Source organism: Yoonia sp. I 8.24 (genome assembly GCF_022096995.1).
Lineage (GTDB): Bacteria > Pseudomonadota > Alphaproteobacteria > Rhodobacterales > Rhodobacteraceae > Yoonia.
In genome coordinates, this window is record NZ_JACXGQ010000003.1 from 406,360 (window position 1) to 431,195 (window position 24,836).

The 24,836-nt window shown below is 53.8% G+C and carries 25 protein-coding genes and 1 tRNA gene; 14 read left to right on the plus strand and 12 right to left on the minus strand.

What is annotated here, in order from left to right:
- The first annotated feature begins 54 nt into the window (after window positions 1–54).
- Both Yoon_RS07760 and Yoon_RS07765 read left to right on the plus strand, forming a co-directional pair.
- On the plus strand, window positions 55–1,707 hold the full coding sequence (locus Yoon_RS07760) for an alpha-amylase family glycosyl hydrolase (RefSeq protein WP_238111561.1): 1,653 nt from the start codon (window positions 55–57) through the stop codon (window positions 1,705–1,707).
- Window positions 1,708–1,721: 14 nt separating this feature from the next.
- Window positions 1,722–2,813: an ABC transporter ATP-binding protein gene (locus Yoon_RS07765; RefSeq protein ID WP_238111563.1), complete on the plus strand. Its 1,092-nt coding sequence runs from the start codon at window positions 1,722–1,724 to the stop codon at window positions 2,811–2,813.
- 67 nt (window positions 2,814–2,880) lie between these two features.
- Here the strand turns inward: Yoon_RS07765 and Yoon_RS07770 are convergent, their stop codons facing one another.
- The 3 genes from Yoon_RS07770 to Yoon_RS07780 are packed head-to-tail and all read right to left on the minus strand — an operon-like array spanning window position 2,881 to window position 5,206.
- Complete coding sequence (locus tag Yoon_RS07770; RefSeq protein ID WP_238111565.1) at window positions 2,881–3,948, minus strand: methyltetrahydrofolate cobalamin methyltransferase; 1,068 nt, start codon at window positions 3,946–3,948, stop codon at window positions 2,881–2,883.
- Complete coding sequence (locus Yoon_RS07775; RefSeq protein WP_238111566.1) at window positions 3,945–4,880, minus strand: methylenetetrahydrofolate reductase; 936 nt, start codon at window positions 4,878–4,880, stop codon at window positions 3,945–3,947. The genes Yoon_RS07770 and Yoon_RS07775 overlap by 4 nt, the downstream gene beginning before the upstream one ends.
- Window positions 4,881–4,909: 29 nt before the next feature.
- A complete protein-coding gene (locus Yoon_RS07780) occupies window positions 4,910–5,206 on the minus strand; it encodes a virulence factor (protein WP_238111568.1) in 297 nt (98 codons plus the stop codon).
- 294 nt (window positions 5,207–5,500) lie between these two features.
- On the opposite strand from Yoon_RS07780, the gene Yoon_RS07785 reads away from it, so the two are divergent.
- Together Yoon_RS07785 and Yoon_RS07790 are read left to right on the plus strand one after the other, a co-directional pair.
- Entirely contained in the window at window positions 5,501–6,613 is a 1,113-nt protein-coding gene (locus tag Yoon_RS07785; RefSeq protein ID WP_238111570.1) for a Ppx/GppA phosphatase family protein, read from the plus strand.
- 15 nt (window positions 6,614–6,628) lie between these two features.
- Window positions 6,629–7,360 carry an RlmE family RNA methyltransferase gene (locus Yoon_RS07790; protein ID WP_113775909.1) on the plus strand — a complete coding sequence of 244 codons (732 nt, stop codon included), beginning with the start codon at window positions 6,629–6,631 and terminating at the stop codon, window positions 7,358–7,360.
- Here Yoon_RS07790 and Yoon_RS07795 read toward each other — a convergent pair whose 3' ends face one another.
- Window positions 7,361–7,957 carry a sulfotransferase family 2 domain-containing protein gene (locus tag Yoon_RS07795; RefSeq protein WP_238111571.1) on the minus strand — a complete coding sequence of 199 codons (597 nt, stop codon included), beginning with the start codon at window positions 7,955–7,957 and terminating at the stop codon, window positions 7,361–7,363.
- Window positions 7,958–8,150: 193 nt separating this feature from the next.
- Between Yoon_RS07795 and recA the strand changes: the two genes are divergently transcribed.
- The 3 genes from recA (at window position 8,151) to Yoon_RS07810 (ending at window position 12,326) form a co-directional block, all read left to right on the plus strand.
- Window positions 8,151–9,227 carry a recombinase RecA gene (recA, locus tag Yoon_RS07800; protein WP_238111572.1) on the plus strand — a complete coding sequence of 359 codons (1,077 nt, stop codon included), beginning with the start codon at window positions 8,151–8,153 and terminating at the stop codon, window positions 9,225–9,227.
- A 157-nt stretch (window positions 9,228–9,384) separates the two neighbouring features.
- The gene (alaS, locus tag Yoon_RS07805) at window positions 9,385–12,042 is read left to right on the plus strand and encodes an alanine--tRNA ligase (protein WP_238111573.1); all 2,658 of its coding nucleotides are present in this window, start codon (window positions 9,385–9,387) and stop codon (window positions 12,040–12,042) included.
- On the plus strand, window positions 12,039–12,326 hold the full coding sequence (locus tag Yoon_RS07810) for a DUF1330 domain-containing protein (protein ID WP_238111574.1): 288 nt from the start codon (window positions 12,039–12,041) through the stop codon (window positions 12,324–12,326). The genes alaS and Yoon_RS07810 overlap by 4 nt, the downstream gene beginning before the upstream one ends.
- Before the next feature lie 68 nt (window positions 12,327–12,394).
- Here Yoon_RS07810 and typA read toward each other — a convergent pair whose 3' ends face one another.
- Both typA and Yoon_RS07820 read right to left on the minus strand, forming a co-directional pair.
- On the minus strand, window positions 12,395–14,212 hold the full coding sequence (typA, locus tag Yoon_RS07815; protein ID WP_238111575.1) for a translational GTPase TypA: 1,818 nt from the start codon (window positions 14,210–14,212) through the stop codon (window positions 12,395–12,397).
- 80 nt (window positions 14,213–14,292) lie between these two features.
- Window positions 14,293–14,628 (minus strand): multidrug efflux SMR transporter, encoded by a 336-nt coding sequence (locus Yoon_RS07820; protein ID WP_238111576.1) that lies wholly within the window; start codon window positions 14,626–14,628, stop codon window positions 14,293–14,295.
- 175 nt (window positions 14,629–14,803) lie between these two features.
- Between Yoon_RS07820 and Yoon_RS07825 the strand changes: the two genes are divergently transcribed.
- The gene (locus tag Yoon_RS07825; RefSeq protein ID WP_238111577.1) at window positions 14,804–15,658 is read left to right on the plus strand and encodes a transferrin-binding protein-like solute binding protein; all 855 of its coding nucleotides are present in this window, start codon (window positions 14,804–14,806) and stop codon (window positions 15,656–15,658) included.
- Here Yoon_RS07825 and Yoon_RS07830 read toward each other — a convergent pair.
- Together Yoon_RS07830 and Yoon_RS07835 are read right to left on the minus strand one after the other, a co-directional pair.
- Window positions 15,655–16,266: a YitT family protein gene (locus Yoon_RS07830; RefSeq protein ID WP_238111578.1), complete on the minus strand. Its 612-nt coding sequence runs from the start codon at window positions 16,264–16,266 to the stop codon at window positions 15,655–15,657. The genes Yoon_RS07825 and Yoon_RS07830 overlap by 4 nt on opposite strands.
- Window positions 16,267–16,352: 86 nt before the next feature.
- A complete protein-coding gene (locus Yoon_RS07835; protein ID WP_238111579.1) occupies window positions 16,353–17,561 on the minus strand; it encodes an NADP-dependent isocitrate dehydrogenase in 1,209 nt (402 codons plus the stop codon).
- Window positions 17,562–17,817: 256 nt separating this feature from the next.
- Between Yoon_RS07835 and Yoon_RS07840 the strand changes: the two genes are divergently transcribed.
- Both Yoon_RS07840 and Yoon_RS07845 read left to right on the plus strand, forming a co-directional pair.
- Window positions 17,818–18,399, plus strand: a complete 582-nt coding sequence (locus Yoon_RS07840; RefSeq protein WP_238111581.1) for an outer membrane beta-barrel protein — start codon at window positions 17,818–17,820, stop codon at window positions 18,397–18,399.
- Between the two features lie 159 nt (window positions 18,400–18,558).
- Window positions 18,559–19,455 carry a DUF1835 domain-containing protein gene (locus Yoon_RS07845; RefSeq protein ID WP_238111582.1) on the plus strand — a complete coding sequence of 299 codons (897 nt, stop codon included), beginning with the start codon at window positions 18,559–18,561 and terminating at the stop codon, window positions 19,453–19,455.
- 171 nt (window positions 19,456–19,626) lie between these two features.
- Here Yoon_RS07845 and Yoon_RS07850 read toward each other — a convergent pair.
- Window positions 19,627–19,703 (minus strand) — tRNA-Ile (locus tag Yoon_RS07850).
- 283 nt (window positions 19,704–19,986) lie between these two features.
- On the opposite strand from Yoon_RS07850, the gene purM reads away from it, so the two are divergent.
- The 4 genes from purM to Yoon_RS07870 all read left to right on the plus strand — a co-directional run bounded on the left by purM (window position 19,987) and on the right by Yoon_RS07870 (window position 23,289).
- The gene (purM, locus tag Yoon_RS07855; protein ID WP_370642150.1) at window positions 19,987–21,033 is read left to right on the plus strand and encodes a phosphoribosylformylglycinamidine cyclo-ligase; all 1,047 of its coding nucleotides are present in this window, start codon (window positions 19,987–19,989) and stop codon (window positions 21,031–21,033) included.
- Window positions 21,030–21,626: a phosphoribosylglycinamide formyltransferase gene (purN, locus tag Yoon_RS07860; RefSeq protein ID WP_238111584.1), complete on the plus strand. Its 597-nt coding sequence runs from the start codon at window positions 21,030–21,032 to the stop codon at window positions 21,624–21,626. Before purM ends, purN begins: the two co-directional genes overlap by 4 nt.
- A 75-nt stretch (window positions 21,627–21,701) precedes the next feature.
- A complete protein-coding gene (rnd, locus tag Yoon_RS07865) occupies window positions 21,702–22,859 on the plus strand; it encodes a ribonuclease D (protein WP_238111585.1) in 1,158 nt (385 codons plus the stop codon).
- Between the two features lie 22 nt (window positions 22,860–22,881).
- Window positions 22,882–23,289: a SufE family protein gene (locus tag Yoon_RS07870; protein WP_238111586.1), complete on the plus strand. Its 408-nt coding sequence runs from the start codon at window positions 22,882–22,884 to the stop codon at window positions 23,287–23,289.
- Here Yoon_RS07870 and Yoon_RS07875 read toward each other — a convergent pair.
- From Yoon_RS07875 to Yoon_RS07885, 3 genes are read right to left on the minus strand one after another with little or no spacing between them, the layout of a single operon-like run.
- A complete protein-coding gene (locus tag Yoon_RS07875) occupies window positions 23,286–23,909 on the minus strand; it encodes a DUF1638 domain-containing protein (RefSeq protein WP_238111587.1) in 624 nt (207 codons plus the stop codon). The genes Yoon_RS07870 and Yoon_RS07875 overlap by 4 nt on opposite strands.
- Complete coding sequence (locus Yoon_RS07880) at window positions 23,906–24,064, minus strand: hypothetical protein (protein ID WP_238111588.1); 159 nt, start codon at window positions 24,062–24,064, stop codon at window positions 23,906–23,908. Before Yoon_RS07880 ends, Yoon_RS07875 begins: the two co-directional genes overlap by 4 nt.
- A 46-nt stretch (window positions 24,065–24,110) precedes the next feature.
- Window positions 24,111–24,818 carry a B12-binding domain-containing protein gene (locus Yoon_RS07885; protein WP_238111589.1) on the minus strand — a complete coding sequence of 236 codons (708 nt, stop codon included), beginning with the start codon at window positions 24,816–24,818 and terminating at the stop codon, window positions 24,111–24,113.
- Window positions 24,819–24,836 lie beyond the last annotated feature (18 nt).

Here is a 24,836-nt window from a genome sequence, read left to right on the forward strand (position 1 = left end):
ACAACCAACTAACCACCTCGGGCCGTTCATGGGCAGAGGCGAAGGAACGACACTATGACGACGGCACTTGCCACAACACCTGAAACCGCCACCGATAAAGACTGGTGGCGCGGCGCGGTGATTTATCAAATCTATCCACGTAGCTATCAAGACAGCAATGGCGATGGCATTGGTGACCTGATGGGGATCGTGCAGCGGTTACCCTATATCGCGACGCTTGGTGTCGATGCGATTTGGATTTCGCCCTTCTTCATGTCGCCCATGAAGGATTTTGGCTATGACGTCAGCGATTACTGTGACGTTGATCCGATGTTCGGGAGCCTCGCTGATTTTGACGCGGTGATTGAAACCGCGCATCAGCTGGGGATCAAAGTGATGATCGATCTCGTGCTAAGCCATACAAGCGAACAGCACCCGTGGTTCATCGAAAGCCGGGCGAATAAATCAAACGAGAAATCAAATTGGTACGTCTGGGCAGATCCGAAACCGGATGGCACCGCACCCAATAATTGGCTGTCGATTTTTGGCGGCTCTGCGTGGCAGTGGGATGCGCGCCGCGAACAGTATTACATGCACAATTTTCTGGTCTCGCAGCCTGATCTGAATTTCCATGAACCCGCCGTGCAAGAGGCGCTGTTGGATGTCGCTCGGTTCTGGCTGAATCGGGGCGTTGATGGGTTCAGGCTTGATACGATCAATTTCTATATGCATGACGAACAACTGCGCGATAACCCGGCCTTGCCGCCTGACCAGCGCAACGCCAATACTGCACCGGCTGTGAATCCTTACAACCACCAAGAACATATCTACGATAAAAACCACCCCAAGAATGTCGATTTCTTGCGTCGTTTGCGCGCTGAGATGGAACCATTTGGTGCCGCCGCCGTGGGCGAGGTCGGCGATAGCCAGCGTGGGCTCGAGATTTTGGGCGAATATACACGCGGTGATGATCTCATGCAGATGTGCTACGCGTTTGAATTTTTGGCAGCGGATGCGCCAACTGCCTCGCGTTTCGTCGAAGTTATGGACGAGGTCGATCGCGTCGCCGGGAATGGTTGGGCCTGTTGGGCGTTTTCCAACCATGATGTCGTGCGCCACGCGACCCGCTGGGATCTGGCACCTGGCGCGCAGCGGATGTTTGCGACATTAATCATGTGTTTGCGTGGATCGGTCTGTATTTATCAGGGCGAAGAATTGGGCCTGCCAGAGGCTGATGTGTCTTTTGACGATCTGCAAGATCCTTACGGTATCGAATTTTGGCCCGAATTCAAAGGCCGGGACGGGTGCCGGACGCCCATGGTCTGGACTCCTGACAATCAAAACGGCGGCTTCTCAGATGGCAAACCTTGGTTGCCTGTTGGAACTGAACACTTGCACTTGGCCGTTGCCGCACAAGAGGACTCGCCGGGCGCATTGCTGCACCACTATCGCAAAGCCATTGCATTTCGTCGGGAGCATCCCGCGCTAAGCCGGGGTGACAATGACAAGATGCGCGCCAATGGCGATGTCTTGTACTTCACGCGACGCGACGATGACCAAGAGATTTTCTGCGCGTTCAACGTCAGCGCAACACCGTCAGATTTCGATATGCCAGCTGGGAACTGGTCAGAGATTGGCGGCGAACTGGGGGCTGCACATGTATCAGTGGACGGGAAATTACACCTTGGGCCTTGGCAGGTTTGCCTCGCGCTGAAGGCAGAAGGTTAAGAGGGGAACGACAAATGGCTGACCTAAAACTCACGGATATTGCCAAGACCTACGGTGGCAAGGTTGATGTGCTCAAACACATTGATCTTGAAATCGAAACCGGCGAATTGATCGTTTTTGTGGGCCCCTCTGGCTGCGGGAAATCGACACTTTTGCGGATGATCGCCGGGCTTGAAAAGATTACAGACGGCACGTTGGAAATTGATGGTCAGGTGGTCAATGATGTGCCGCCCGCACAGCGCGGCATCGCGATGGTGTTTCAGTCCTATGCGCTTTACCCGCATATGACCGTGCGCGAAAACATGTCGTTTGCGTTGAAGCTGGCCAAAAAAACCGCGACTGAAATCGACGCCGCTGTCAGCAAAGCCGCCAAAATTTTGCAGCTTGAAGACTATCTTGATCGGCTGCCAAAGGCGCTGTCTGGCGGGCAACGCCAACGGGTTGCGATTGGGCGGTCCATTGTGCGCAATCCCAAGGTCTATCTGTTTGATGAACCGCTTTCGAACCTTGATGCTGCATTGCGCGTGGCGACGCGCATTGAGATTGCGCAACTCAAAGAATCGATGCCTGAAAGCACGATGATCTATGTGACCCATGATCAAGTCGAAGCGATGACACTGGCCACGCGGATCGTGGTTTTGGCCAATAAAGGGATCGCACAGGTCGGCACCCCGCTTGAGCTCTACGAACGTCCTGAGAATGAATTTGTGGCGCAGTTTATTGGATCACCTTCAATGAACCTATTAGCGGGGGAAATCGTCGCTACAGGGGAACAGACAGTTGTAAAGCTCGACGGTGGCGGCACGGTGACATCTGCGGTGCCAACGCTAGATTCTGACAAGGGCCTCAAAGTGAACGTTGGTGTGCGTCCCGAAGATATGATCGCGACCACAGACGACAGCTATCTGTTTGAAGGAAAAGTGCATATTACCGAAGCCCTGGGCGAGGTGACGTTGCTTTATTTTGATAAAATCGGCGGTAATGATGCGGTAATCGGTAAGCTACCCGGCATTCATACGGGCCTGCGGGGGGAAACGGTTCGGATGCATGCAGCACCCGAAAAAGTGCAGATTTTCCACAACGGTCAATCGCTCTATTATCGCTAGGGTACTTTGCAAAAAAAAAGGCCGCTGATTTGTTCAGCGGCCTTTTTCTTTTCGTAGCTGTTTAGCCTTATCCGCGACGACGTCGCCCCGTGCGTGCGCGCCCTTCTCCTGCTTTGACAGGGGCGCGGTTGAATTTGATCCAGTCAGCGCCTGACGGGTCATTGTCGGTCAAGAAGTTTGCGGCGCGAATGGCTTCCATTTCGGAGCCCGCCTTGGCTTTTGTCGATCCCATGCCAAAGAGCGTCACAAACAGTTCATCGTCGATATCTTCTGGCAGGATAATGCCGGCAGCGGCTATTTCAGCCTTTTTTTCGGCGATCTTTTTGGGCCCGACGGGCAGGGCGATTGGGTTCATGATGGCCGATGTCATGCCGGCTTCCATTGCCATTGGCAGGAACGCGTTGTTGACGCCGTGCCGGTTGGGCAGACCAAAGCTGATGTTGGACGCACCGCAGGTGGTGTTGACGCCCAATTCGTCGCGCAGACGTCGGACCAAGGTGAAAACCTGTAAACCAGCTGTGGCCATTGCACCAATCGGCATCACCAGCGGGTCAACCACGATGTCATGCGCTGGGATGCCAAAATCAGCAGCTCGTTCGACGATCTTTTTGGCAACAGCAAAGCGCACGTCGGGGTCTTCGGAAATGCCCGTATCATCGTTGGAAATCGCAACGACAGGAACATTGTATTTCTTGACCAGTGGCAGCACCAATTCAAGACGCTCTTCTTCGCCGGTGACGGAATTGAGCAGCGGGCGCCCTTCGGCTGCGGCCAGACCGTTTTCAAGCGCGCCGGGCACAGAACTATCAATACACAGCGGCGTATCGACAACCGCTTGCACGCGCTCAATCAATTCCTTCATTAGCGGTGGTTCAACAAAGTTATTGTCGGCGTAACGTGGATCTTCGGCCATCTTGTTGGAAAACACAGCGCCTGAATTCACGTCGAGAATATTTGCGCCCGCAGCAGTCTGTGCGATGGCATCGGCTTCGACGCGGCTGAAATCGCCTTGCTCAAGCTCTGCGGCCAAAATTTTACGGCCCGTCGGGTTGATCCGTTCACCGATCACGCAAAATGGTTCATCGAACCCGATGATAGCTGTCTTCGTTTTTGATTCAACAATCGTACGGGTCATTGGTTTTCCTTGGTCAAATTAGCTGGGGTAGCGTTGCTACCGCCGTTCTGGATGGCCCAATTTGCATTTGTTTTGATCCCGCCAAGCGGAAAGAAATGCACATTGGTGATGTTGAAATCCGGATGTGCGGCTTTGTGAGCCGCCAATTCGGTAAGCACATCAGTTGGTTCGTATGGCAAAAGAAGCTTCGTCACATCCATCGCGCGTTTTTGCAGGACCTTCAGTGATGGCCCAACTCCGCATGCAATCGCAAATTTGATCAGCGTTTGCAACTTGGCCGGGCCAGCGATACCAATATGGATCGGGATCGTTATCCCTGCATCTCGTAGCGCATCCGCCCAGGCGATCATCGGCTTTGCTTCAAAGGCGAATTGCGTCGCGAGTGCCATGTCAGCGCTTGTTGTTTCGGAAAATCGTTGTTTCCAACGCAACGCTTCCATCACGTTGTGATCACTGCCGTCCTTGTCGATATCGCGGTTGCCTTCGGGGTGGCCTGCAACATGCAAGCGTTTGAAATCACCAAACAGCCCGGTTTCCATCAACTGCATTGAACTATGAAAATCACCCTTGGGCTGCGCAACACCGCCAGCCAGTAAAAGCGCCTGATCAACACCAGCTTCGCCCTGATAACGCGCGATCCAGTCGGCAAGCTCAGCTCTATCCGCAATGATGCGCGCCGGGAAATGCGGCATAACGCGGTAGCCATCATCCGCCAGACGTTTCGCTGTCGCGACCATGTCGTCAATCGGCGTGCCATCGATATGAGCGATGTAAACGCGTGTGCCTGTGGGCAGATAGTCTTTGAAATCATCGACTTTTTCAGCGGTCCGCGGCATGACCTCGATAGAGTAATCTTGCAAAAACGCCGTGATTTCAGGGTTTTCACCCGACGTCGTGATATCTTTGCGTTTCATAAAAGGCAGCAGCGACATGGCGATCTCCGATATGCGGGTAAAAGGGGTCAAGCCCAACCGTCGTTTGCGATCAGGGTTTTTAGACGGGTTTGGTCGAACTCAGCATCAATGCGGGCGGCTTCGGCTTCGGCGGCCTCTTGGGGCGTGCCTTCAACCGGGTAGGGGGCGGCTTTGCGGAAACCAGCAAGGTAATCATCCGATTCAGCCGCACCTGATTTCATTGCAGCGCGGTCGATTGCCTGTTCAAACCGCTCTGGCAGCGGCATTTTCGCGCCTTTGCGCCCACGGCCAACGATGACTTGGGCGGGCATATCGCGCCAATAAACTATGGTGACATCGGGCATGTGGGTGATTCCCCTTGTTGTGTTACTTCGGTTCTAGCATTCGAAATGCGTCCACAATGTCGGTTTTCGACATCGCAGACGCATTGAGCGACCGACCTTTGCTAACCCGTTGGTCACGCGCGGGCCAGTGGGCGGCAAGATCATAATTTTCATGTTCCAGATGTGCGAAATTCAGATTGGGGCTGCATTGCGCGATGCCCAGTCGATGAAACTGATCACAATAGGTCGACGCCCCTTGCGTCGCGGCCCGCTGCGGCCTAGCTTGGGGATAACTCGAAATGGAGGGCGTGTATCATGGCGCCCAAGCGTCCCAAAGGTGCGGGCGCGTTCCCCAAAGCGGTCGAAACCCCCGCGCCAAATCCGCCTGATCCGGCGTCGCTTTATGCAGCACTGGATTTAGGAACAAATAGCTGTCGCATGTTGATTGCCCAACCGAAGGGTAGCCAATTTCATGTGGTAGATAGCTTTTCAAAGTCTGTGCAACTTGGGCATGGGCTAGAAAGCACGGGGCGGCTATCGCGCGCCTCGATGAATCGTACCGTGTCTGCGATGCGGATTTGCCGTGAAAAACTTAAACGACATGGTGTCAAACATATGCGGCTTGTGGCGACCGAAGCCTGTCGGCGTGCGCAAAACGGCAGCAATTTTATCGCGCAGGTGCGGCGCGAGACCGGGTTGAAGCTTGAAATTATTAAACCCGAAGAAGAAGCACGTCTTGCGGTGATTTCCTGCGCACCGTTGGTTAGCGTCAACACAGAGCAGCTGCTTGTTGTCGACATCGGCGGCGGGTCGACTGAACTGGTTTGGATTGATTTAACCAAGGTTCCCAAACGCGAAAGACCGCGCGCAATCATGCGCTTACACGCCGGATTTAAATCTGATCCGGGGCCGTTTGCAGCGGCCAAAGTCGTTGATTGGATTTCTGTGCCTCTTGGCGTTGCGACGCTGCGCGATCAATTTGCCGATGTTGAAGATGACGCCGCACGCTTTGCCTTGATGAGCTGGTTTTTTGAAGAAAACCTTGAAGAATTTTCACCCTATGCCGCGACGCAAGCCCGCGAAGGGTTCCAAATCATCGGCACCAGCGGCACGGTGACAACGGTTGCGGCCAGCCATCTGGGGCTCAAACGTTATGACCGGACCAAAGTTGATGGGTTGCGCATGACGTCTGACCAGATCGACACGGTGATCCGGGATTACTTGTCGCTTGGCCCGATTGGCCGGCGTGCAGACCCGCGTATAGGCAAGGATCGGCAGGCACTGATCATGTCAGGTTCTGCGATTTTGCAGGCGTTAATGCGGCTTTGGCCGACCGATCGGCTTTCTGTGGCGGATCGTGGGCTGCGCGAAGGGCTTCTTTATGCGCAGATGTCGGCAGATGGGGTCTTGGAAGATGCGCCGTTTTAGGCGATAGGCAGTGGTATGGCCAAGAAAACAACAAAAAACTCATCCGGACGCGGGCAACGCGATCTGACCGTGAAGGTAAAGACGGCGAAAGGGCGCAAGATTAGCTCGACGTTGTGGTTGCAGCGGCAGTTGAATGATCCTTATGTCAAACGCGCACAAGCCGATGGCTACCGTGGGCGCGCGGCCTATAAGATTCTGGAACTTGATGATAAATTCCGCTTTCTTGTGCCGGGTGCGCGGATTGTTGACCTTGGCTGTGCGCCGGGCGGCTGGTTACAGGTGGCTGTCAAACGCGCGAATACTTTGGGCGAACGTAAAAGCAAGGCACAAGGCTATGTGCTGGGTGTCGACCTGCAAGAGGTAGAACCGATTGCGGGCGCCGAGGTGCATCAGCTTGATTTTCTCGAAGATGACGCTGACAAAAAGGTTATGGGATGGCTTGGCGGGCCTGCCGATGTTGTGATGTCTGACATGGCGGCTTCGGCCTCTGGGCACAAGCAAACCGACCACTTGCGGATCATGACCCTGTGCGAGGCCGCAGCCTATTTCGCTTTTGATGTGCTGAATGAGGGCGGCACATTTGTGGCCAAAGTTTTGGCAGGGGGCGCCGAGGCTGATTTGCAAAAACTGCTCCGGATGAACTTTACCAAAGTCTCTCATGTGAAACCGCCTGCGTCGCGGTCTGACAGTTCAGAAAAATTTGTCGTTGCGACCGGGTTTAAAGGGCGTCCGTCAGAAGAAGACTGATCACGATTGCGCCTGTTCCCATGTCTCAAATTCTTCAGGGCGCTTCGCGTGCAACCGGGCTGAAACTTCTGGTGAAAGCGCAAGTTCCATCCGAGGTGAGACGTTTTTGCGCGGCAGATCGATTACACCCCCAAGACGGTCTTCTAGGAACATTCTAATCTTGTCTTGTGCCTCGTATTTAAACAGATGATCCACGCCAATTTGACCGTCATTCAGACGGACAAATTTACTTTGTGATCCAAGCGCGGCAAATGGCGCTGGCGTGCCCTTGCAGTATTCCAGCACAAAATCATCGAAGCTGACATCTATGGTGCTGTTTTCATGACCTTGTAAGGCCTCGCGTGAACGGTAACGATACCAGCTGCCAAGCCAGTCGATAGGGTTTCTAACAATCGCCATGATTTCCGGTGTCCCGCCCAGTGATTGTTCCACAAACGGGCGTAAGAATCGGTGGTAGCGGCGCATTGGCGTGTGTTTCATAGCGGGCGGACTACGCAAAACCATAGAGGCGCGGGGGGCAAGAACGGCCGAGATCGCCGTGGTTCCTGTTTTGGGCACCGCAAGGATAACCAATTGTTCTTTTGAAAAAACAAGCATTTACGCGGCAGTCCTTAGTTAACGCTGTCGAAGTTATACGGCATCAACACATTTTTAACCACTCTCATCAAATCTGTTGAAAGAAAAATTTTAGTTGCAATGTTCCTATTTTGATCTCATGTATATTGAGAACATAAAAAGAACAAAGCAGTGATTGCTGCCCCGGCGGGCGCGTGAAATAAGGGTTAGAAACATGGCAACGGCAGAGCTTCTCAAAATGGCAGATAAGAAAACCGCAGACAAAGAAAAAGCGCTCGAAAGTGCATTGGCACAGATCGAACGCCAGTTCGGTAAGGGCTCTATTATGAAGCTCGGCGGCGATAATAAGATGGCCGATATCGAGGCGACATCAACCGGATCGCTTGGTTTGGATATCGCGCTCGGCATTGGCGGTCTGCCTAAAGGGCGCGTGATTGAAATTTACGGCCCAGAATCATCCGGGAAGACAACGCTAACGCTGCACGCGATTGCGGAAGAACAGAAAAAGGGAGGCGTTTGTGCTTTTGTTGACGCGGAACATGCGTTGGACCCGCAATATGCCAAAAAGCTTGGCGTTAACCTAGATGAATTGCTGATCTCGCAACCTGATACGGGTGAACAAGCGCTCGAAATTGTCGATACGCTTGTACGGTCAAACGCCGTGTCACTGGTTGTGGTCGATTCTGTTGCTGCGCTGACACCAAAATCAGAACTTGAAGGCGATATGGGCGACAGCAGCGTTGGCGTGCATGCCCGGTTGATGTCACAGGCGATGCGCAAACTGACCGGCTCTATCAACCGTTCCGGCTGCATGGTGATCTTCATTAACCAAATTCGGATGAAGATCGGCGTGATGTTTGGGTCACCTGAGACAACGACTGGCGGGAACGCGTTGAAATTCTACGCCTCTGTCCGTCTCGATATTCGCCGCATCGGCGCAATCAAAGACCGGGATGAAATCGTCGGGAACGCGACTCGCGTGAAAGTCGTTAAAAACAAGGTGGCGCCGCCGTTTAAACAGGTGGAATTCGACATCATGTACGGCGAAGGGATTTCCAAAATGGGCGAGCTGCTGGATCTTGGCGTTAAAGCTGGCGTTGTCGAAAAATCCGGCGCTTGGTTCAGCTATGGCGATGAACGTATGGGGCAGGGGCGTGAAAACTCTAAAAGCTTCTTACGTGAGAACCCCGCTGTGGCCGAGGAAATCGAAGATAAAATTCGCGCGGCACATGGGTTAGATTCGACTGGGGCCGTTGGCGGCGCGGATGACGACGATCTTGTCGAAATCTAGGGCAATTTTTCTGTTTTGTGAAACAAAGGCGTCGCACAAGCGGCGCCTTTGTTCGTTTCATTGGGTCATCAGCGACAAGATGTTGCGCGCGCTGTGGACAGTGGGCGGGCACAGGGCTATTTCTGCCTATCAAATGACGTATAAATGAGAGCCTGCCATGACAAGCCTTGCTGAAATTCGATCTACCTTTCTGAACTATTTTGGCAAGCAAGGCCACGAGGTTGTCGCCTCCAGCCCGCTTGTGCCACGCAATGACCCAACCTTGATGTTCACCAACTCGGGTATGGTCCAGTTTAAGAACTGTTTCACTGGCGTCGATAACCGCGATTATACACGCGCAACGACCAGCCAAAAATGTGTCCGCGCGGGCGGCAAGCACAACGATCTTGATAATGTCGGGATGACCGCGCGGCACCTGACATTCTTTGAAATGCTCGGCAATTTTAGCTTTGGCGATTATTTCAAAGAACAAGCGATCCCCTACGCATGGGAGATGGTCACCAAAGAGCTTGATATCCCCGCTGAAAAGCTGCTGGTGACGGTCTACCACACGGATGACGAAGCCGCTGATCTGTGGAAAAAGGTCGCAGGCTTGCCGGACGAACGGATCATCCGTATCCCGACAGATGACAATTTTTGGCGAATGGGGCCAACCGGGCCATGTGGCCCCTGTACCGAGATTTTCTTTGACCATGGCGATCACATCTGGGGTGGCCCTCCGGGATCACCCGAAGAAGACGGCGACCGCTTTATCGAAATCTGGAACCTCGTTTTCATGCAAAATGAGCAATTCGAAGACGGCACGATGCAACCGCTTCCCATGCAATCCATCGACACCGGTATGGGGCTGGAACGTATTTCATCGCTGCTGCAAGGCACCAATAACGTTTTTGAAACAGATCTGATGAAGGCGCTTGTCGATGCGTCTGCCAACGCGACATCGACCGGCACGGACGAGAGCATCGTAACGCACCACCGCGTGATTGCGGATCACTTGCGGTCTACCTCATTCTTGATTGCCGAAGGTGTGCTGCCTTCAAACGAAGGGCGCGGTTATGTGCTGCGCCGTATCATGCGCCGTGCGATGCGCCATGCGCATTTGCTGGGAGCAAAAGACCCTGTGATGCATCAATTGGTGCCCGCGTTGGTGCAACAGATGGGTGCCGCCTATCCTGAGCTAGGCCAAGGCCAGCGTTTGATTGAAGAAACGCTGCTCAACGAGGAAGTGCGCTTTAAGCAGACGTTGGACCGTGGGCTTAAGTTGCTCGATGATGAGGTGTCAGGGCTGTCAGAGGGCGATGCCTTGCCCGGTGAGGCCGCGTTTAAACTATACGACACCTACGGGTTCCCGCTTGATTTGACCCAGGATGCGCTGCGCGAACGTGGTGTGGCTGTCGATACTGACGGGTTCGATACCGCAATGGCTGCGCAAAAAGCCAAAGCCCGCGCCGCATGGTCCGGTACAGGTGAGGCCGCGGATAGCACCATTTGGTTCGACGTGGCTGATCAACACGGCGCCACAGATTTCTTAGGCTATGACACGACAACCGCTGAAGGGCAGATTGTGGCGCTGGTGGCCGATGGTGGCATGGTTGATAGCGCGGATGGTGCCGTACAGATCGTATTGAACCAAACCCCGTTCTATGCCGAATCCGGTGGCCAAGTTGGCGACGCTGGGCAACTGGCAACCGATACAGGTACAGCCGAAATCACCGATACCAAAAAGGTTGAAGGCGTCTATATCCACTTTGCGCGTGTGACCTCTGGTACGATCAGCGCGGGGCAGGGTGCGGCGTTGGCTGTTGATCCGGCACGCCGTGACACAATTCAGGCCAACCACTCGGCGACACACCTGTTGAACGAAGCGTTGCGTGAGGTGCTTGGTGATCATATCGCACAGCGCGGGTCGCTGAATGCGCCCGATCGTTTGCGGTTCGACTTTAGCCATACCAAAGCACTGACTGCCGATGAATTGGCAAAGGTTGAACGCGATGTGAACGCGGTGATCCGCCAAAACACCAGCGTTGAAACCCGGATCATGACCCCGGATGATGCACGCGCGCTTGGAGCGCAGGCGTTGTTTGGTGAGAAATACGGTGATGAGGTCCGTGTCGTGTCGATGGGTCGTCAAGATGGGTCCGGCAAGGGCACATCAGGCGATACTTATTCGCTTGAGCTTTGCGGTGGTACGCATGTGAACCAGCTTGGTGAGATCGGCGTTTTTGTGGCTTTAGGCGATAGCGCCTCTAGCGCAGGTGTCCGTCGGATCGAAGCATTGACGGGTCAGGCGGCCTTGGATCATCTGCGTGCGCAAGATGCGGGGCTGAACGCCACCGCCGCTGTTCTTAAGGCACCGGCTGGCGAAGTGGCCGACCGGGTCAAAGCCTTGATGGACGAACGCAAAGCGCTGGCAAACGAGGTCGCGCAATTGCGTCGCGAGGTTGCGATGGGCGGCGGTGCCGCCGCGGCCGCCCCGGCTGAAACGATCAATGGCGTCCCCTTCCAAGCACAAGTCTTGCAAGGCGTGACCGGCAAAGACCTACCCGCGTTGATCGATGAGATGAAAACCGCAATGGGCAGCGGCGCTGTGTTGTTGATCGCGGATACTGGCGGTAAGGCCGCAGTCGCTGTGGGCGTGTCCAAAGATTTGACCGACCGTGTGTCAGCGGTGGATATTTTGCGCGCTGTGACTCCTGAACTGGGCGGTAAAGGTGGCGGCGGCCGCCCCGATATGGCCCAAGGCGGCGGCGCATCGGCTGAAAATGCAACAGCTGCGATTGCGGCTGCAAAAACTGTGCTGGAGGAATTGAAATGAGCGCACTCTGGATTGCCCATGTCACCGTGACGGATGATGAGGCCTATAAGAAATACGCGGAACTCGCGGGACCTGCGATTGCTGCACATGGCGGATCATTCATTGCCCGTGGTGGCCGTTACGTGCAGCTCGAAGGTAAAGAACGCCCGCGCAATGTCGTGGCACGGTTCCCTTCGGTAGAGGCGGCGGTGGACTGCTATAATTCCGACGCCTATCAAGCCGCACTTGATCATGCGCGCGGCGCATCTGAACGTGAATTGATGGTTGTAGAAATTTCTGAATAAAAAATCATAGTTTGATGCACAAAGGGCGGCCCGTTTGGACCGCCCTTTTTTCGTGTTTTGTCAGCGAATTACGCAGAGCGTGACTGGCGCTTGCGCTCATGCGGATCAAGGTAACGCTTGCGCAGACGGATGGCATTTGGTGTGACTTCAACCAATTCATCATCGTCAATGTAAGCGATCGCTTGTTCGAGTGACATCGTCACAGGTGTTGTCAAACGGACCGCTTCGTCGGTGCCAGACGCACGCACGTTGGTCAGTTTCTTACCTTTCAGCGGGTTCACTTCAAGATCGTTTTCACGGCTGTGTTCGCCAATGATCATCCCTTGGTACACAGGTTCTTGTGCGCCGATAAACATTTTGCCGCGGTCTTCGAGGTTCCAAAGCGCAAATGCGACCGATGTGCCGTTTTCCATAGAAATCAGAACACCTTGGCGACGGCCTTCGATCTTACCTTTGTAAGCGGTGGTCCCGTGGAAGATACGGTTCAATACGCCAGAGCCGCGCGTATCGGTCAAGAATTCGCCGTGATAGCCGATCAGGCCACGTGATGGGACATAAGCGATAATCCGTGTTTTGCCAGCGCCTGCTGGCTTCATCTCGATCAGCTCGCCTTTGCGCGGGCCGGTGAGTTTTTCAACAACAACACCGGTGTATTCGTCATCAACATCGATGGTGACTTCTTCGACGGGTTCCATGCGTTGGCCGTCTTCTTCGGTAAAGATCACCTGCGGACGTGAGATGGACAGCTCAAAGCCTTCACGGCGCATGTTTTCGATCAAAACACCCATTTGCAATTCGCCACGACCTGAAACTTCGAATGCGTCGCCGCCGGGGGTGTCGGCGATTTTAATCGCAACGTTCACTTCGCATTCTTTTTCAAGACGGTTGCGGATGACGCGTGATTGCACGTGTTTGCCGTCACGACCAGCAAGCGGGCTGTCGTTGATGCCAAAGGTCACGGTGATCGTTGGCGGGTCAATCGGTTGGGCGGGGATCGGTTCATCGATGCTGACATCACAAAGCGTGTCGGCAACGGTTGCTTTGGTCATGCCTGCGATGGTGACGATATCGCCAGCTTCGGCCACATCAATGGGCTGCTGTGACAAACCACGGAACGCCAAAATCTTGGAGACGCGGAATTGTTCGATCTTTTCGCCTGTGCGTGACAGCGCTTTGATGGTGTCGCCAGCTTTCAATGTGCCAGTTTCAACGCGGCCGGTCAGAATACGGCCAATGAACGGATCCGCAGACAGGGTGGTTGCCAGCATTTTGAATGGCTCGTCTTTGTGTTCGATCTGCTTTGGCGTTGGGACGTGTTTGACGATCATGTCGAACAGCGCATCAAGGTTTTCACGCGGCCCGTCCAATTCATCATCACACCAGCCAGAGCGGCCAGAGGCAAACATGGTTGGGAAATCAAGCTGATCGTCGTCAGCTTCAAGTGCTGCAAACAGATCGAATACAGAATCAACGGCCTGATCAGGCTCGCCATCTGGTTTGTCGACTTTGTTCACGACAACGATTGGACGCAGACCAAGGGCCAGCGCCTTTGACGTCACAAATTTTGTTTGTGGCATCGGGCCTTCGGCGGCATCCACCAACAAGACAACACCGTCAACCATCGACAGAATGCGTTCAACTTCGCCACCAAAATCAGCGTGGCCGGGCGTATCAACGATGTTGATACGTGTGCCTTTCCATTCAACGGAGGTACATTTCGCAAGGATCGTGATGCCGCGTTCGCGTTCGATGTCATTGCTGTCCATCGCCCGTTCTTGGGTGGCTTCGTTTTCCCGGTATACACCGGATTGCTTAAGAAGTTCATCGACAAGGGTCGTCTTGCCGTGGTCAACGTGCGCGATGATCGCGATATTGCGGATATCCATAGGTCTGCCTTTTGGGTAAGTTGCCGCGCGGATACCGTGCAATCGCAGCAAAAGCTAGCCCTTATTATCAAGACGCGCCGTTAGTGTGCCGAAGTGTTGGAAAACAGGTGGATGACGAGGATGCCGATAAGAATCAGCGCGAGACCTATGACCGCGGGTAAGTCCAACTTCTGTCCGAATACCACATAGCCAATCCCTGCGATCAAAACGATCCCAAGACCGGACCACATCGCATAAAGAATACCAACCGGGATGACCTTTAGCGCAAGCGCCAAAAGATAAAACGACGCCGCATAGGCGACCACCACGACAACCGAGGGCCAGAACCTTGTAAACTGTGCGCTGGCTTGCAACGCAGAGGTGCCAATCGTTTCAGCGATCACGGCGATGATGAGGTATATATAGTGTGCGGGCATGGCAGAGGCATAGCTGATGGGCCGGGCGCTGTCTGCGCCATTTACGACGACTTGTTGAAAAAATCCGCCGATCTTGATTCTGCCTATAGAGGTCTGGCGCAGACACGCTATAGTTTGCTTAATTGTGCGGCACAAAATGGTCGCGTGGCCAAACCGATGATGCAAAGGGACACTTATGACCACCACTGCGACGAAATCGATGATTCTAATTGCATTGCTTGCCACGACAGCGTGCGGCGGCGGGGGCGGAGATGAAGACCCGGTGGTCACACCTGACCCTAGCTCGAATGGGTTGCCATACGGTGTGGTGGGTCAAGATCTTTCAGATGCTGAAGGAACAGAAATGTCTTTGGCAGCTGCTGGCTATGATACGACGGCTGGTGCCACTGTCACGCAGGGTGGCACAGTTACGTTGGCGACGAATTTCCTGACTGGCGGACCCGCTAACCTTAGCGCGCTTGACGCCACGATTGAAATGTTCGGCGAGACAGTCACAATATCGAACGGTAGCGGGACATTGCCGAACGGCAATATTGTGACCTTAACCTATGAACCAAGTCGCACTGGCGATTACGCTGGCGCGATTTCGATTGCGAACCATACATCGGGTGGTGTTTATCAGGGCGAAACGGCTTATGTATTTGGCTTTGAAACCGACCCTGCAGATTTGGAAACGATTGGAACTGTGAACTATAGCGGCGGTTTCTTGGCGCAGGGTATTTCGGGCGGATCCGAAGCCGAATATGAGGGCACGATTGCGATTGCCGTGAATTTCGCAGGCACCGCAACGGGGTCGCTTGACGGGGTAGTCGGCGGGTCAACTGATATGGATATGACTTTGTCCGGCGGCACTTTGTCTGGGAATACAATTACAGCAGGTCTGGACTGTAGTGTAGGCTGTTCAGGCGACGGCGATTTGGACGCGACTTTTTATGGGCCAAACGCAGATGAGCTTGGCGGCGTTTTGGCGATTGATACAAATACATTTGAAGGTGCTGGAACGTTTATTATCACCGTAACGGGCAGTTAGCGCGCCATGTAGCGATCGGGCCGGTGGTTCACTGCGATTGTCAGGTTGATAATTACCGCGCCCAGTAGCGACCAGATCACCAGATGGAATGGTAGGATAAAGAACGCGACGCCGAACAAGATCGCGTCAATCAGCAATTGGAAATACCCGGCGCGAAATCCGGTGGTGTCTTGTACGATCAGCGCCATGACACCGAATCCGCCAAGTGATCCATTGTGGCGGAACATGGCTAGCAGCCCGATTCCAGTTGTGCAGCCTGCGATCACCGCGGCTAACCAAGGCGTGATCGTGCCCATTTGCCAGCCTAAGGGGAGTAATTCGGTCACGGCGGACAGCACGGTCACCGAAATCAGTGATTTCAGCGTGAACACCGCCCCAAGCCGGAAATAGGCGAGCGCGTAAAAGGGGATGTTGATGACAAAGAAGACAGCCCCAAACGACCACCCCGTAAGATAGCTGATAATCACGGCTAGTCCAGCCGTCTGTCCGGTGATCAACCCAACATGGGTCAGAATGTGCAGGCCAACGCCGCATAAAAACACCCCGAGCGCGAGCCCTTGGAGATCGTCAATAAAACTATGCTTGGATGATGTGGCGGATTCTGTCATGGCGCATATATAGGTCAATATTTATGACCTTTGCAATCGTTATTGCGCCAGCGGTGGGGGGCGGCAGATCCGCCCCCAATCTATCATTACATCGCGGCGTTCAGGTTCTCATCGATCTTTTCAAGGAAACCTTCGGTGGTGAGCCAGCTTTGATCGGGGCCAACCAAAAGTGCGAGATCCTTGGTCATATGGCCGCTTTCGACGGTGTCCACGATGACTTTTTCAAGCGTTTCCGCAAAGCCCATCAGCTGCGCGTTATCATCAAGCTTCGCACGGTGCTTCAAGCCCCCCGTCCAAGCAAAGATCGACGCGATAGAGTTGGTCGATGTTGCTTGCCCGGCTTGGTGTTGGCGGTAGTGACGGGTCACGGTGCCATGCGCAGCCTCAGCTTCGACGATTTTGCCATCGGGGGTCATCAGTTGCGATGTCATCAAACCCAGAGATCCGAACCCTTGCGCGACAGTGTCGGACTGTACGTCGCCATCGTAGTTTTTACAGGCCCAAACAAATTTGCCCGACCATTTCATAGCGGACGCGACCATATCATCGATCAAGCGGTGTTCGTACCAGATGCCCGCCTCTTTGAATTTCTCGGCGAATTCTTCGTCGTAAATTTGTTGGAACAGGTCCTTAAAGCGGCCGTCATAAGCCTTAAGGATTGTATTTTTTGTCGATAGGTACACGGGCCAGCCAAGGTTCAAGCCATAGTTCAAAGACGCGCGTGCGAAATCGATGATGGATTGATCAAGGTTATACATGCCCATCGCGACACCTGCGGCGGGGGCGTCGTAGACTTCTTTTTCTATGACAGTCCCGTCTTCACCGACAAATTTCATCGTCAGCTTTCCCGGTCCGGGCATCAGGAAATCGGTGGCCTTATATTGATCACCAAAGGCGTGACGGCCAATGACGATAGGGTGGGTCCAGCCCGGTACAAGACGCGGCACGTTTTTACAGATGATTGGTGCACGAAACACAACACCACCCAGAATGTTGCGGATCGTGCCGTTTGGGGACCGCCACATCTGCTTAAGGCCAAATTCTTCTACGCGGCCTTCATCGGGGGTGATCGTCGCGCATTTCACGCCAACCCCATATTTTTTGATCGCCTCGGCTGCATCAATTGTGATCTGGTCGTTTGTTTGGTCGCGTACTTCCATGCCCAGATCGTAATATTTCAGATCCAGATCCAAATAGGGCAGGATCAGCTTTTTCTTGATGAAATCCCATATGATACGGGTCATTTCATCACCGTCGAGTTCGACGATCGGGTTCTCTACCTTGATCTTTGACATGGGGTTCTCCGGTTTGGGTGGATTCTATAACGGCATAGCGTAAATATGTGATTACGGGAAGGCTGTATGCGGTGGTATACATAATATAATGATGTGGTTTTTGTGGCTCTGCGTGGGGGCGTGGGCGAGGATTTAGTGCAAATTGGCCACCACGAAATATTTCATAATTGCAATGGGATGGCGGTATTCGCTGCAAAACATAATCTGCGTCCAGATACGGCGCAATTGCCGTGTTCTTATTAAAAAGGTTTAAATAATGTCTTCACTCTTTAACGTTAGCTGTATTGCAATTGTTGCCGCGTCCTTCGCAATTTCCGCGCAGGCGCAATCTGTCGAAATCTACGGCGGTGCAACCCTTGGCGGGCAAGATCTTAATTACGGTCCCGTGCCACCAAGCAACCCAAATTTGCAACAGATGGACGCGGGATATTTGTTCGGTGCCGGTGTTTATTGGGGCATCCCTGGCGGTTTCGAGGCAGGTCTCGACGCGATGTATACGAATCAAGGCTATAGCAGCTGGGGGCCGGGTTCGACACTCGAATCGCTTTCAGTCATGGCGAACGGCCGCTACGTCTTTGCGATTCCTAACGTAAATATTACGGGTTATGTCGGGGCAGGTGTTGGTTCAATCCAGCTGACCTATGATGACCCCGCTGCATTCTTGGACGGAGATGATTCCGTGATGGGCTGGCAGGTTGAGGGCGGTTTGCGTTACACATTGGGTGCCTATGAAACATTCACCGCCATCAAATACCAAGAAGGGTTTGATGAAGCGTTGATTCAGTCTGAATCGGTTGAGTATAATTCACTAAGCTTGCTCGGCGGTATCCGCTTCTAATCGATGATGGCGCCGGGATTCCGGCGCCATCTTTTTGGTGGTAAAGGGAAGTCGGTATCAGAAGGAATTGCGATCGAATGGTAACGGCAGTTCTGAGCCCAAAGCGACAAAGACGCAGCCACCTTGACACATTCAGAACATTAGTCCCTCTTACGGCGTATGAAAAAACTGATCCTAACTCAGTCAGCCAGTGCCGGTGGCACAATCCGTAAGTTGTTGAGAAGCAGGCCACAAAAAGTGGAGTATCGGGTCGAGGCAGGTTTTGACGATTTTTCGCATGGGTCGCTAACGTCGAGTGGTACTGTCGCTGACTTTTGTCAAACCCGCCAAGCGTTTTGGAAGTCGGTGGACTTAGCTGACGTTGATCAGGCCTACTCATTTGACTATCTATCCGAGTTTCAGAAGACTATTGATGCGGTTCTGCGTGCAGACCAAATCGAATTTTGGTGCACTCATACTGTTAAAGATCAGTTTTATCTGACCGTGATGCTCCACCTTTTTGAAGTCCAAGGTGTAAGCTTTCATAAGTGCAAGGTTCGTCAGATGACATATCAAGATACCGATCTTGGTCTAGGAGTTTTAGATTTCAAACGGTTAGGTGAAATTGCAGATAGAACTGATACGGTTGCCATCAACGCAGGTCTCTATCGCGAAGCTTGGCATGTCCTTGAAGAGCAAACGGGAGCAAGAGTTAATGAATTCGTTTTCAACGCAAACGCAGACGAACCCATTGCAAGGGCATTTGCCGCCTTCTTAATGCGGTTTCCCGAGTTTAACGGTGGTCTAGGGTCGATAGAACGCGCATTGCTTGGTGCGGGCAACATAGAAATGAGGAAGTTTCCTTACACTGTGGGCACAGCGATGGCTTTCGGTGAACCAACCATTGATGTCATTGGCGACTGGCTCCTATCCAAACGGCTTGTTGAGCTAAGCAAAGTTCAAAGCTCTCCTTGGTTCGAGGTAGAGGGCGACCTGCGAAAACCAAGGTTTTGCAATGCTCGACTTACCGCCAGTGGCGATCAAGCTAGGCGGCAATTTTCGGTCAAAACTCTCTAGCTTCGAACGGCGGCAAATTCCGCATTGCGGCCGTCCACCTTTGCACGATGCGGCTAACTACTGGGGCGAAACGCTGGGGTAATCCGTCACCTAACTATTTGATATTGTTATTGGTGGGGTTTGCCCCACTTACCTCACGAATAGTTATAAAACCACCAATTTAAGGGGATGTGGTAGGCCCGGAGGGACTTGAACCCCCAACCAAAGCGTTATGAGCGCTCTGCTCTAACCAATTGAGCTACAGGCCCCCTTGCTGCCATGAAGTACCAGACATGGCCGAGGCGTCAAGCAACAGTTTGATAGGCTTGCCAAAATGAACAGCAGGCGCGTTCGGAAATCCCGAACCGCCTGCCGTTGCTTACACCTAGAGATACCGTTGAAGTCGAGGAGGGCTCCGATCTCGGGTCTATATTGACCTGCAAATAGTTAATAAGGAGTAAGCAAATCGCGATTTTATCGCAGTTTGTGCGAGCGCATGCGTTGCGTCACGGCGGGGCTTGGGCTATCGCAATTGCAACTTATGAATGGGGTATCACGATGACCAAGAACGGCCTGACCTACGCAGATGCAGGGGTGGATATCGATGCGGGCAATACGCTTGTGGATCGTATTAAACCGGCGGCAAAGCGCACGGCGCGTCCCGGAGTTATGGCTGGGCTTGGTGGTTTTGGGGCGCTGTTTGATCTGAAATCTGCCGGATATAACGACCCGATCTTGGTCGGGGCCACTGACGGTGTTGGTACCAAGCTGCGCATCGCGATTGATACGGGTAACGTGGACACTATCGGCATTGATCTGGTGGCGATGTGCGTCAATGATTTGGTCTGCCAAGGGGCAGAGCCGCTGTTTTTCCTTGATTATTTCGCGACCGGCAAGCTCGAGCTGGATCAAGCGACCCGGATCATCGAGGGGATCGCTGCTGGCTGCGAGGCATCAGGTTGCGCATTGATTGGCGGCGAAACGGCTGAGATGCCTGGCATGTATCACGATGGTGATTTCGATCTCGCAGGCTTTGCCGTGGGGGCGATGGAGCGTGGCACTGATTTGCCTGCCGGTGTGGTTGAGGGTGATGTCTTGCTTGGCCTCGCATCCGATGGGGTGCATTCGAACGGTTATTCGTTGGTGCGCCGCGTGGTGGAACTCTCTGGGCTGGATTGGTCGGATGCTGCGCCATTTGCAGATGCGACATTGGGCGAGGCATTGCTTGCGCCGACACGTCTTTATGTAAAACAAACACTTAGCGCCGTACGGGCAGGGGGCGTGCATGCGCTGGCCCATATCACCGGGGGTGGTTTAACCGAAAACCTGCCGCGCGTGCTGCCTGAAGGGTTGGGCGCGCAGGTTGATCTTGGCGCTTGGGAATTGCCGGCGGTGTTTCGTTGGTTGGCAGAAACGGGCGGTATGGCCGAGGCTGAGTTGCTTAAGACATTTAACGCAGGCATCGGAATGGTACTGGCGGTTGACGCCGCCGAAGCCGAGGCGCTGACTGTTCTCTTGGCAGAAGCGGGCGAAACGGTGCACCACCTTGGCACCGTGACCAAAGGCGAAGGCGTTAGCTATACAGGCGCGCTTTTGTGAGCAAACGCGTTGCGATTCTGATTTCTGGCGGCGGCTCCAATATGGTGTCGTTGGTCAAGGATATGCGGGGCGACCACCCGGCACGCCCCGTCTTGGTCTTGGCAAATGACCCAAATGCGGGCGGGCTTGAAAAAGCGCGCGCATTGGGCGTGCCGACCGCAACGGTGGATCATAAGCCCTACGGCAAAGACCGCGCCGCCTTTGAAGGCGCGTTACAAGACACCTTGATGGCCGCCCAACCTGACATCATCTGTCTGGCTGGTTTTATGCGTATTCTGACCCCTGAATTCACACGCAAATGGGAAGGCCGGATGATCAACATCCACCCGTCGCTTTTGCCGAAATACAAAGGGCTGCATACCCACGCACGCGCCTTAGAGGCCGGGGATGCCACGCACGGCTGTAGCGTGCATGAGGTGATTGCCGAATTGGATGGTGGGCCGATTTTGGGGCAGGCGAAAATTCCGGTAAACGCAGATGATACGCCTGACAGCCTAGCCGCCCGTCTACTGCCGTTTGAGCACCAGCTTTACCCGCAAGTGTTGCGCCGTTACGCCGCTGGAGATCGGACACCGCTGTTGATCAACGGCTAAGCTTTCCATTGTTAGGTCAATCGCCTATCAAGCGGGACCACTGTAGTACTGCAATGAACGATTGACGGGCGACGTATGAAAAAGATTACCACGACCGAAGCTTTGGCGAGTTTTTGCAAGGAAGCTGCGAAGCGGGCCTATGTGACCGTCGATACTGAATTTCTGCGCGAACGCACCTATTATTCCAAACTTTGCCTTGTCCAACTGGCCTATCAGGATGAGAATGGCGAAGACGCTGTGCTGGTCGATCCGCTGGTTGATGGGATTTCGCTTGAACCGCTTTATGATCTGTTTCGCGATCATGGCGTCGTTAAAGTGTTCCATGCGGCACGCCAAGACCTTGAAATTTTCTATGTAGACGAAGGTGTTATCCCAGAACCTTTATTCGATACACAAGTTGCCGCGATGGTCTGCGGCTTTGGCGAACAGGTCGGATATGAAACGCTTGTGCGCAAAATCGCCAAGGCCGATTTAGATAAGTCTTCTCGGTTTACCGATTGGTCCCGCCGCCCGTTGACGGATGCGCAGGCGACCTATGCTTTGGGCGATGTGACGCATTTGCGCGATATTTATGAATTCCTCTCGGCGCAGCTTGCTAAGACGAGCCGCAAGAAATGGGTCGCCGAAGAAATGGCCGTTTTGCAAAACCCGGAAACCTATCAGGCGGACCCGGAGAATGCATGGAAGCGGGTCAAGACGCGCACGCAATCGGGACGCTTTTTAGCAATCGTACGCGAACTTGCGCGGTTCCGCGAAATCTATGCCCAAGAACGCAATATCCCACGTAACCGCGTGTATAAAGACGATGCTTTGGTTGAGCTCGCATCCACCAAACCGAAGTCTGAACAGGATCTAGGTCGTTTGCGCCTTTTGCTGCGCGAAGCTCGCAAAGGTGATATTGCGCAGGGCATTCTGAAAGCCGTGCAAGACGGGCTGAACGTGGCCCCCGAAGACATGCCAACCGTCGTGAACCCGCGTGCTAAACTGCAGGTAAACCCGGCCTTGGCGGATATGTTGCGCGTTTTGCTCAAGGCGAAGACAGACCATGAAGGTGTTGCGCCAAAGCTGATCGCGACCTCTGCCGATTTGGATGCGCTTGCTGGCGGCGAACGCGATGTGCCTGCTCTCAAGGGGTGGCGACGTGAGGTCTTTGGTCATGATGCGCTGCGCATGTGTGATGGGCTTGTGGGGCTAGCTGTAAAGGGCCAAAAGGTTGTGACCGTCGCCCTTTGAACGACAAAGATTGAGAATACAAATGGCAAACGCTGACTTTGAAGACCTCGTCGACACCTTTGAATTCCTTGAGGATTGGGAAGACCGCTATCGCCATGTGATCGACATGGGCAAGGCGATGGACCCGCTAGAAGAAGCACTGCGCGTGCCTGCAACCAAGGTTGATGGCTGCGCCAGTCAAGTCTGGCTCGTGCCACAGATCAATGACGGTGTGTTTACCTTTCGCGGGGCATCGGATGCGATGATCGTGCAGGGGCTGATTGCGGTTTTATCAGCGCTGTATAATGGCCAGCTTGTTGCGGATGTGCTGAAAACGGATGCGCCCGCTGAATTAGCGCGTTTGGGGTTGAATGATCACCTTTCGGCGCAGCGCTCCAATGGGTTGCGCGCGATGGTCGAGCGTATTCGCGAAACGGCTGCTGCAGCTTAAGCTTCCCCGATTGCCGCGGCTAAGTCGCCATAGCCGGTAAACCGATATTCGAATTCCAGCCCCAGCCGATCTGCGCATTCACGTGCCTTTTCAAACAGTTCTGGGTCTTTGACTTGCGCTTGATAAACCAGCTTTTCGTAGTTCCCAAAATACATGTCGCGCAGTTGCGGATGCTTGGAAAGGCCCAGAGGTTCCCAGACAAAGGCATCAAATTGGCGGACCAAGAAATCCGTGAGATAAAAGGACGTGACCTCATCAAGGGCGGCAAAGGCGTCATTGCCTTCATAAAATGAATAGCAATGCGGCCCGGCGATCATTTTTACGCCCATTTCATCGCAGGCGGCTTGTAGCCCTCCGCCGGTGCCGCAATCTGCGTATACAACAAAGATACGATCATACTGGGCGCGGTTTTGCGTTACGATTTCGCGGACGGCTGGCGTGATTTTTTCGGGGTGATTGTGATAGATGGCAGGTAGGCATTGCAGGTCAAGGTGGTCCCACCCGTTCCCTTTGCGCAGCGCAATGATTTCACGCGCAAGCGCCCCGCAGGCGATCAACAAGACCCGTCCATGCCCTTTGGGCGCTAAACCATCATGCGTGAGGCTGGCGTCTGTGCTCATCGTTTCGTCGCAAGAAAGCGTAGGCCAATGGTCAGCGCCAAAAGGATCACGACGCCAAATGGGGTCAACCCGCCTGCGCGGGTGAGTACCCAAACAGTCACCGCCGCAAGGGCGATGACGCTGATGAGAAGAATGGCAAGTGTTCTGCGCGGCATCTGATCTCCTGTCATGGGATATAGATAAGATGCCGCGTCATAATTGCTAGATGGCAGCAGCACCTTGATTGTGTTTGCGGGCCATGAAATCTTTGGCGGTTTCCACGGCGACAGCCGCATCACGGCAATAGGCGTCTGCGCCAATGGCTTTGCCGAATTCTTCGTTCAGCGGCGCACCACCGACCAGCACGATATAGTCGTCGCGCATGCCTTTTTCGATCATCGTGTCGATCACGACTTTCATATAAGGCATTGTGGTGGTCAACAGGGCGGACATGCCCAAAATATCAGGCTGTTCTGCTTCGATGGCTTCGAGGTAGGATTCAACAGCGTTATTGATGCCCAGATCCAAAACCTCAAACCCGGCGCCTTCCATCATCATTGCAACAAGGTTTTTACCGATGTCGTGAATATCGCCTTTGACGGTGCCAATAACCATTTTGCCCATGCGCGGTGCGCCTGTGGCAATCAGTAGTGGCTTGAGGATGGCCATGCCGCCCTTCATCGCGTTGGCGGCCAGAAGAACCTCTGGGACAAAAAGAATCCCGTCGCGGAAATCATGGCCGACGATGGTCATGCCACCGACAAGCGCTTCGGTCAGGACCTTGTAAGGTGCCCAGCCGCGCGCGATCAGAAGGTTCACACCTTCTTCGATTTCGTCCTTCATCCCATCATAAAGGTCGTCAAACATCTGCGCGACAAGATCTTCGTCGTTCAGTTCGGACAGGATGATGTCATCTTCTTCGTCGGACATTTGGCACCTCGTTTGCGT

Coding starts and splice junctions, on each gene's coding strand:
- recA (WP_238111572.1), top strand. CDS start 8,151: ATGGCAACGGCAGAGCTTCTCAAAATGGCAGATAAGAAAACCGCAGAC.
- typA (WP_238111575.1), bottom strand. CDS start 14,212: ATGGATATCCGCAATATCGCGATCATCGCGCACGTTGACCACGGCAAG.
- Yoon_RS07840 (WP_238111581.1), top strand. CDS start 17,818: ATGTCTTCACTCTTTAACGTTAGCTGTATTGCAATTGTTGCCGCGTCC.
- Yoon_RS07810 (WP_238111574.1), top strand. CDS start 12,039: ATGAGCGCACTCTGGATTGCCCATGTCACCGTGACGGATGATGAGGCC.
- alaS (WP_238111573.1), top strand. CDS start 9,385: ATGACAAGCCTTGCTGAAATTCGATCTACCTTTCTGAACTATTTTGGC.
- Yoon_RS07780 (WP_238111568.1), bottom strand. CDS start 5,206: ATGCCCGATGTCACCATAGTTTATTGGCGCGATATGCCCGCCCAAGTC.
- Yoon_RS07870 (WP_238111586.1), top strand. CDS start 22,882: ATGGCAAACGCTGACTTTGAAGACCTCGTCGACACCTTTGAATTCCTT.
- Yoon_RS07770 (WP_238111565.1), bottom strand. CDS start 3,948: ATGACCCGTACGATTGTTGAATCAAAAACGAAGACAGCTATCATCGGG.
- Yoon_RS07835 (WP_238111579.1), bottom strand. CDS start 17,561: ATGTCAAAGATCAAGGTAGAGAACCCGATCGTCGAACTCGACGGTGAT.
- Yoon_RS07785 (WP_238111570.1), top strand. CDS start 5,501: ATGGCGCCCAAGCGTCCCAAAGGTGCGGGCGCGTTCCCCAAAGCGGTC.
- Yoon_RS07760 (WP_238111561.1), top strand. CDS start 55: ATGACGACGGCACTTGCCACAACACCTGAAACCGCCACCGATAAAGAC.
- Yoon_RS07845 (WP_238111582.1), top strand. CDS start 18,559: ATGAAAAAACTGATCCTAACTCAGTCAGCCAGTGCCGGTGGCACAATC.
- rnd (WP_238111585.1), top strand. CDS start 21,702: ATGAAAAAGATTACCACGACCGAAGCTTTGGCGAGTTTTTGCAAGGAA.
- Yoon_RS07820 (WP_238111576.1), bottom strand. CDS start 14,628: ATGCCCGCACACTATATATACCTCATCATCGCCGTGATCGCTGAAACG.
- Yoon_RS07775 (WP_238111566.1), bottom strand. CDS start 4,880: ATGTCGCTGCTGCCTTTTATGAAACGCAAAGATATCACGACGTCGGGT.
- Yoon_RS07825 (WP_238111577.1), top strand. CDS start 14,804: ATGACCACCACTGCGACGAAATCGATGATTCTAATTGCATTGCTTGCC.
- Yoon_RS07790 (WP_113775909.1), top strand. CDS start 6,629: ATGGCCAAGAAAACAACAAAAAACTCATCCGGACGCGGGCAACGCGAT.
- Yoon_RS07795 (WP_238111571.1), bottom strand. CDS start 7,957: ATGCTTGTTTTTTCAAAAGAACAATTGGTTATCCTTGCGGTGCCCAAA.
- Yoon_RS07765 (WP_238111563.1), top strand. CDS start 1,722: ATGGCTGACCTAAAACTCACGGATATTGCCAAGACCTACGGTGGCAAG.
- Yoon_RS07830 (WP_238111578.1), bottom strand. CDS start 16,266: ATGACAGAATCCGCCACATCATCCAAGCATAGTTTTATTGACGATCTC.
- Yoon_RS07880 (WP_238111588.1), bottom strand. CDS start 24,064: ATGCCGCGCAGAACACTTGCCATTCTTCTCATCAGCGTCATCGCCCTT.
- Yoon_RS07885 (WP_238111589.1), bottom strand. CDS start 24,818: ATGTCCGACGAAGAAGATGACATCATCCTGTCCGAACTGAACGACGAA.
- Yoon_RS07875 (WP_238111587.1), bottom strand. CDS start 23,909: ATGAGCACAGACGCCAGCCTCACGCATGATGGTTTAGCGCCCAAAGGG.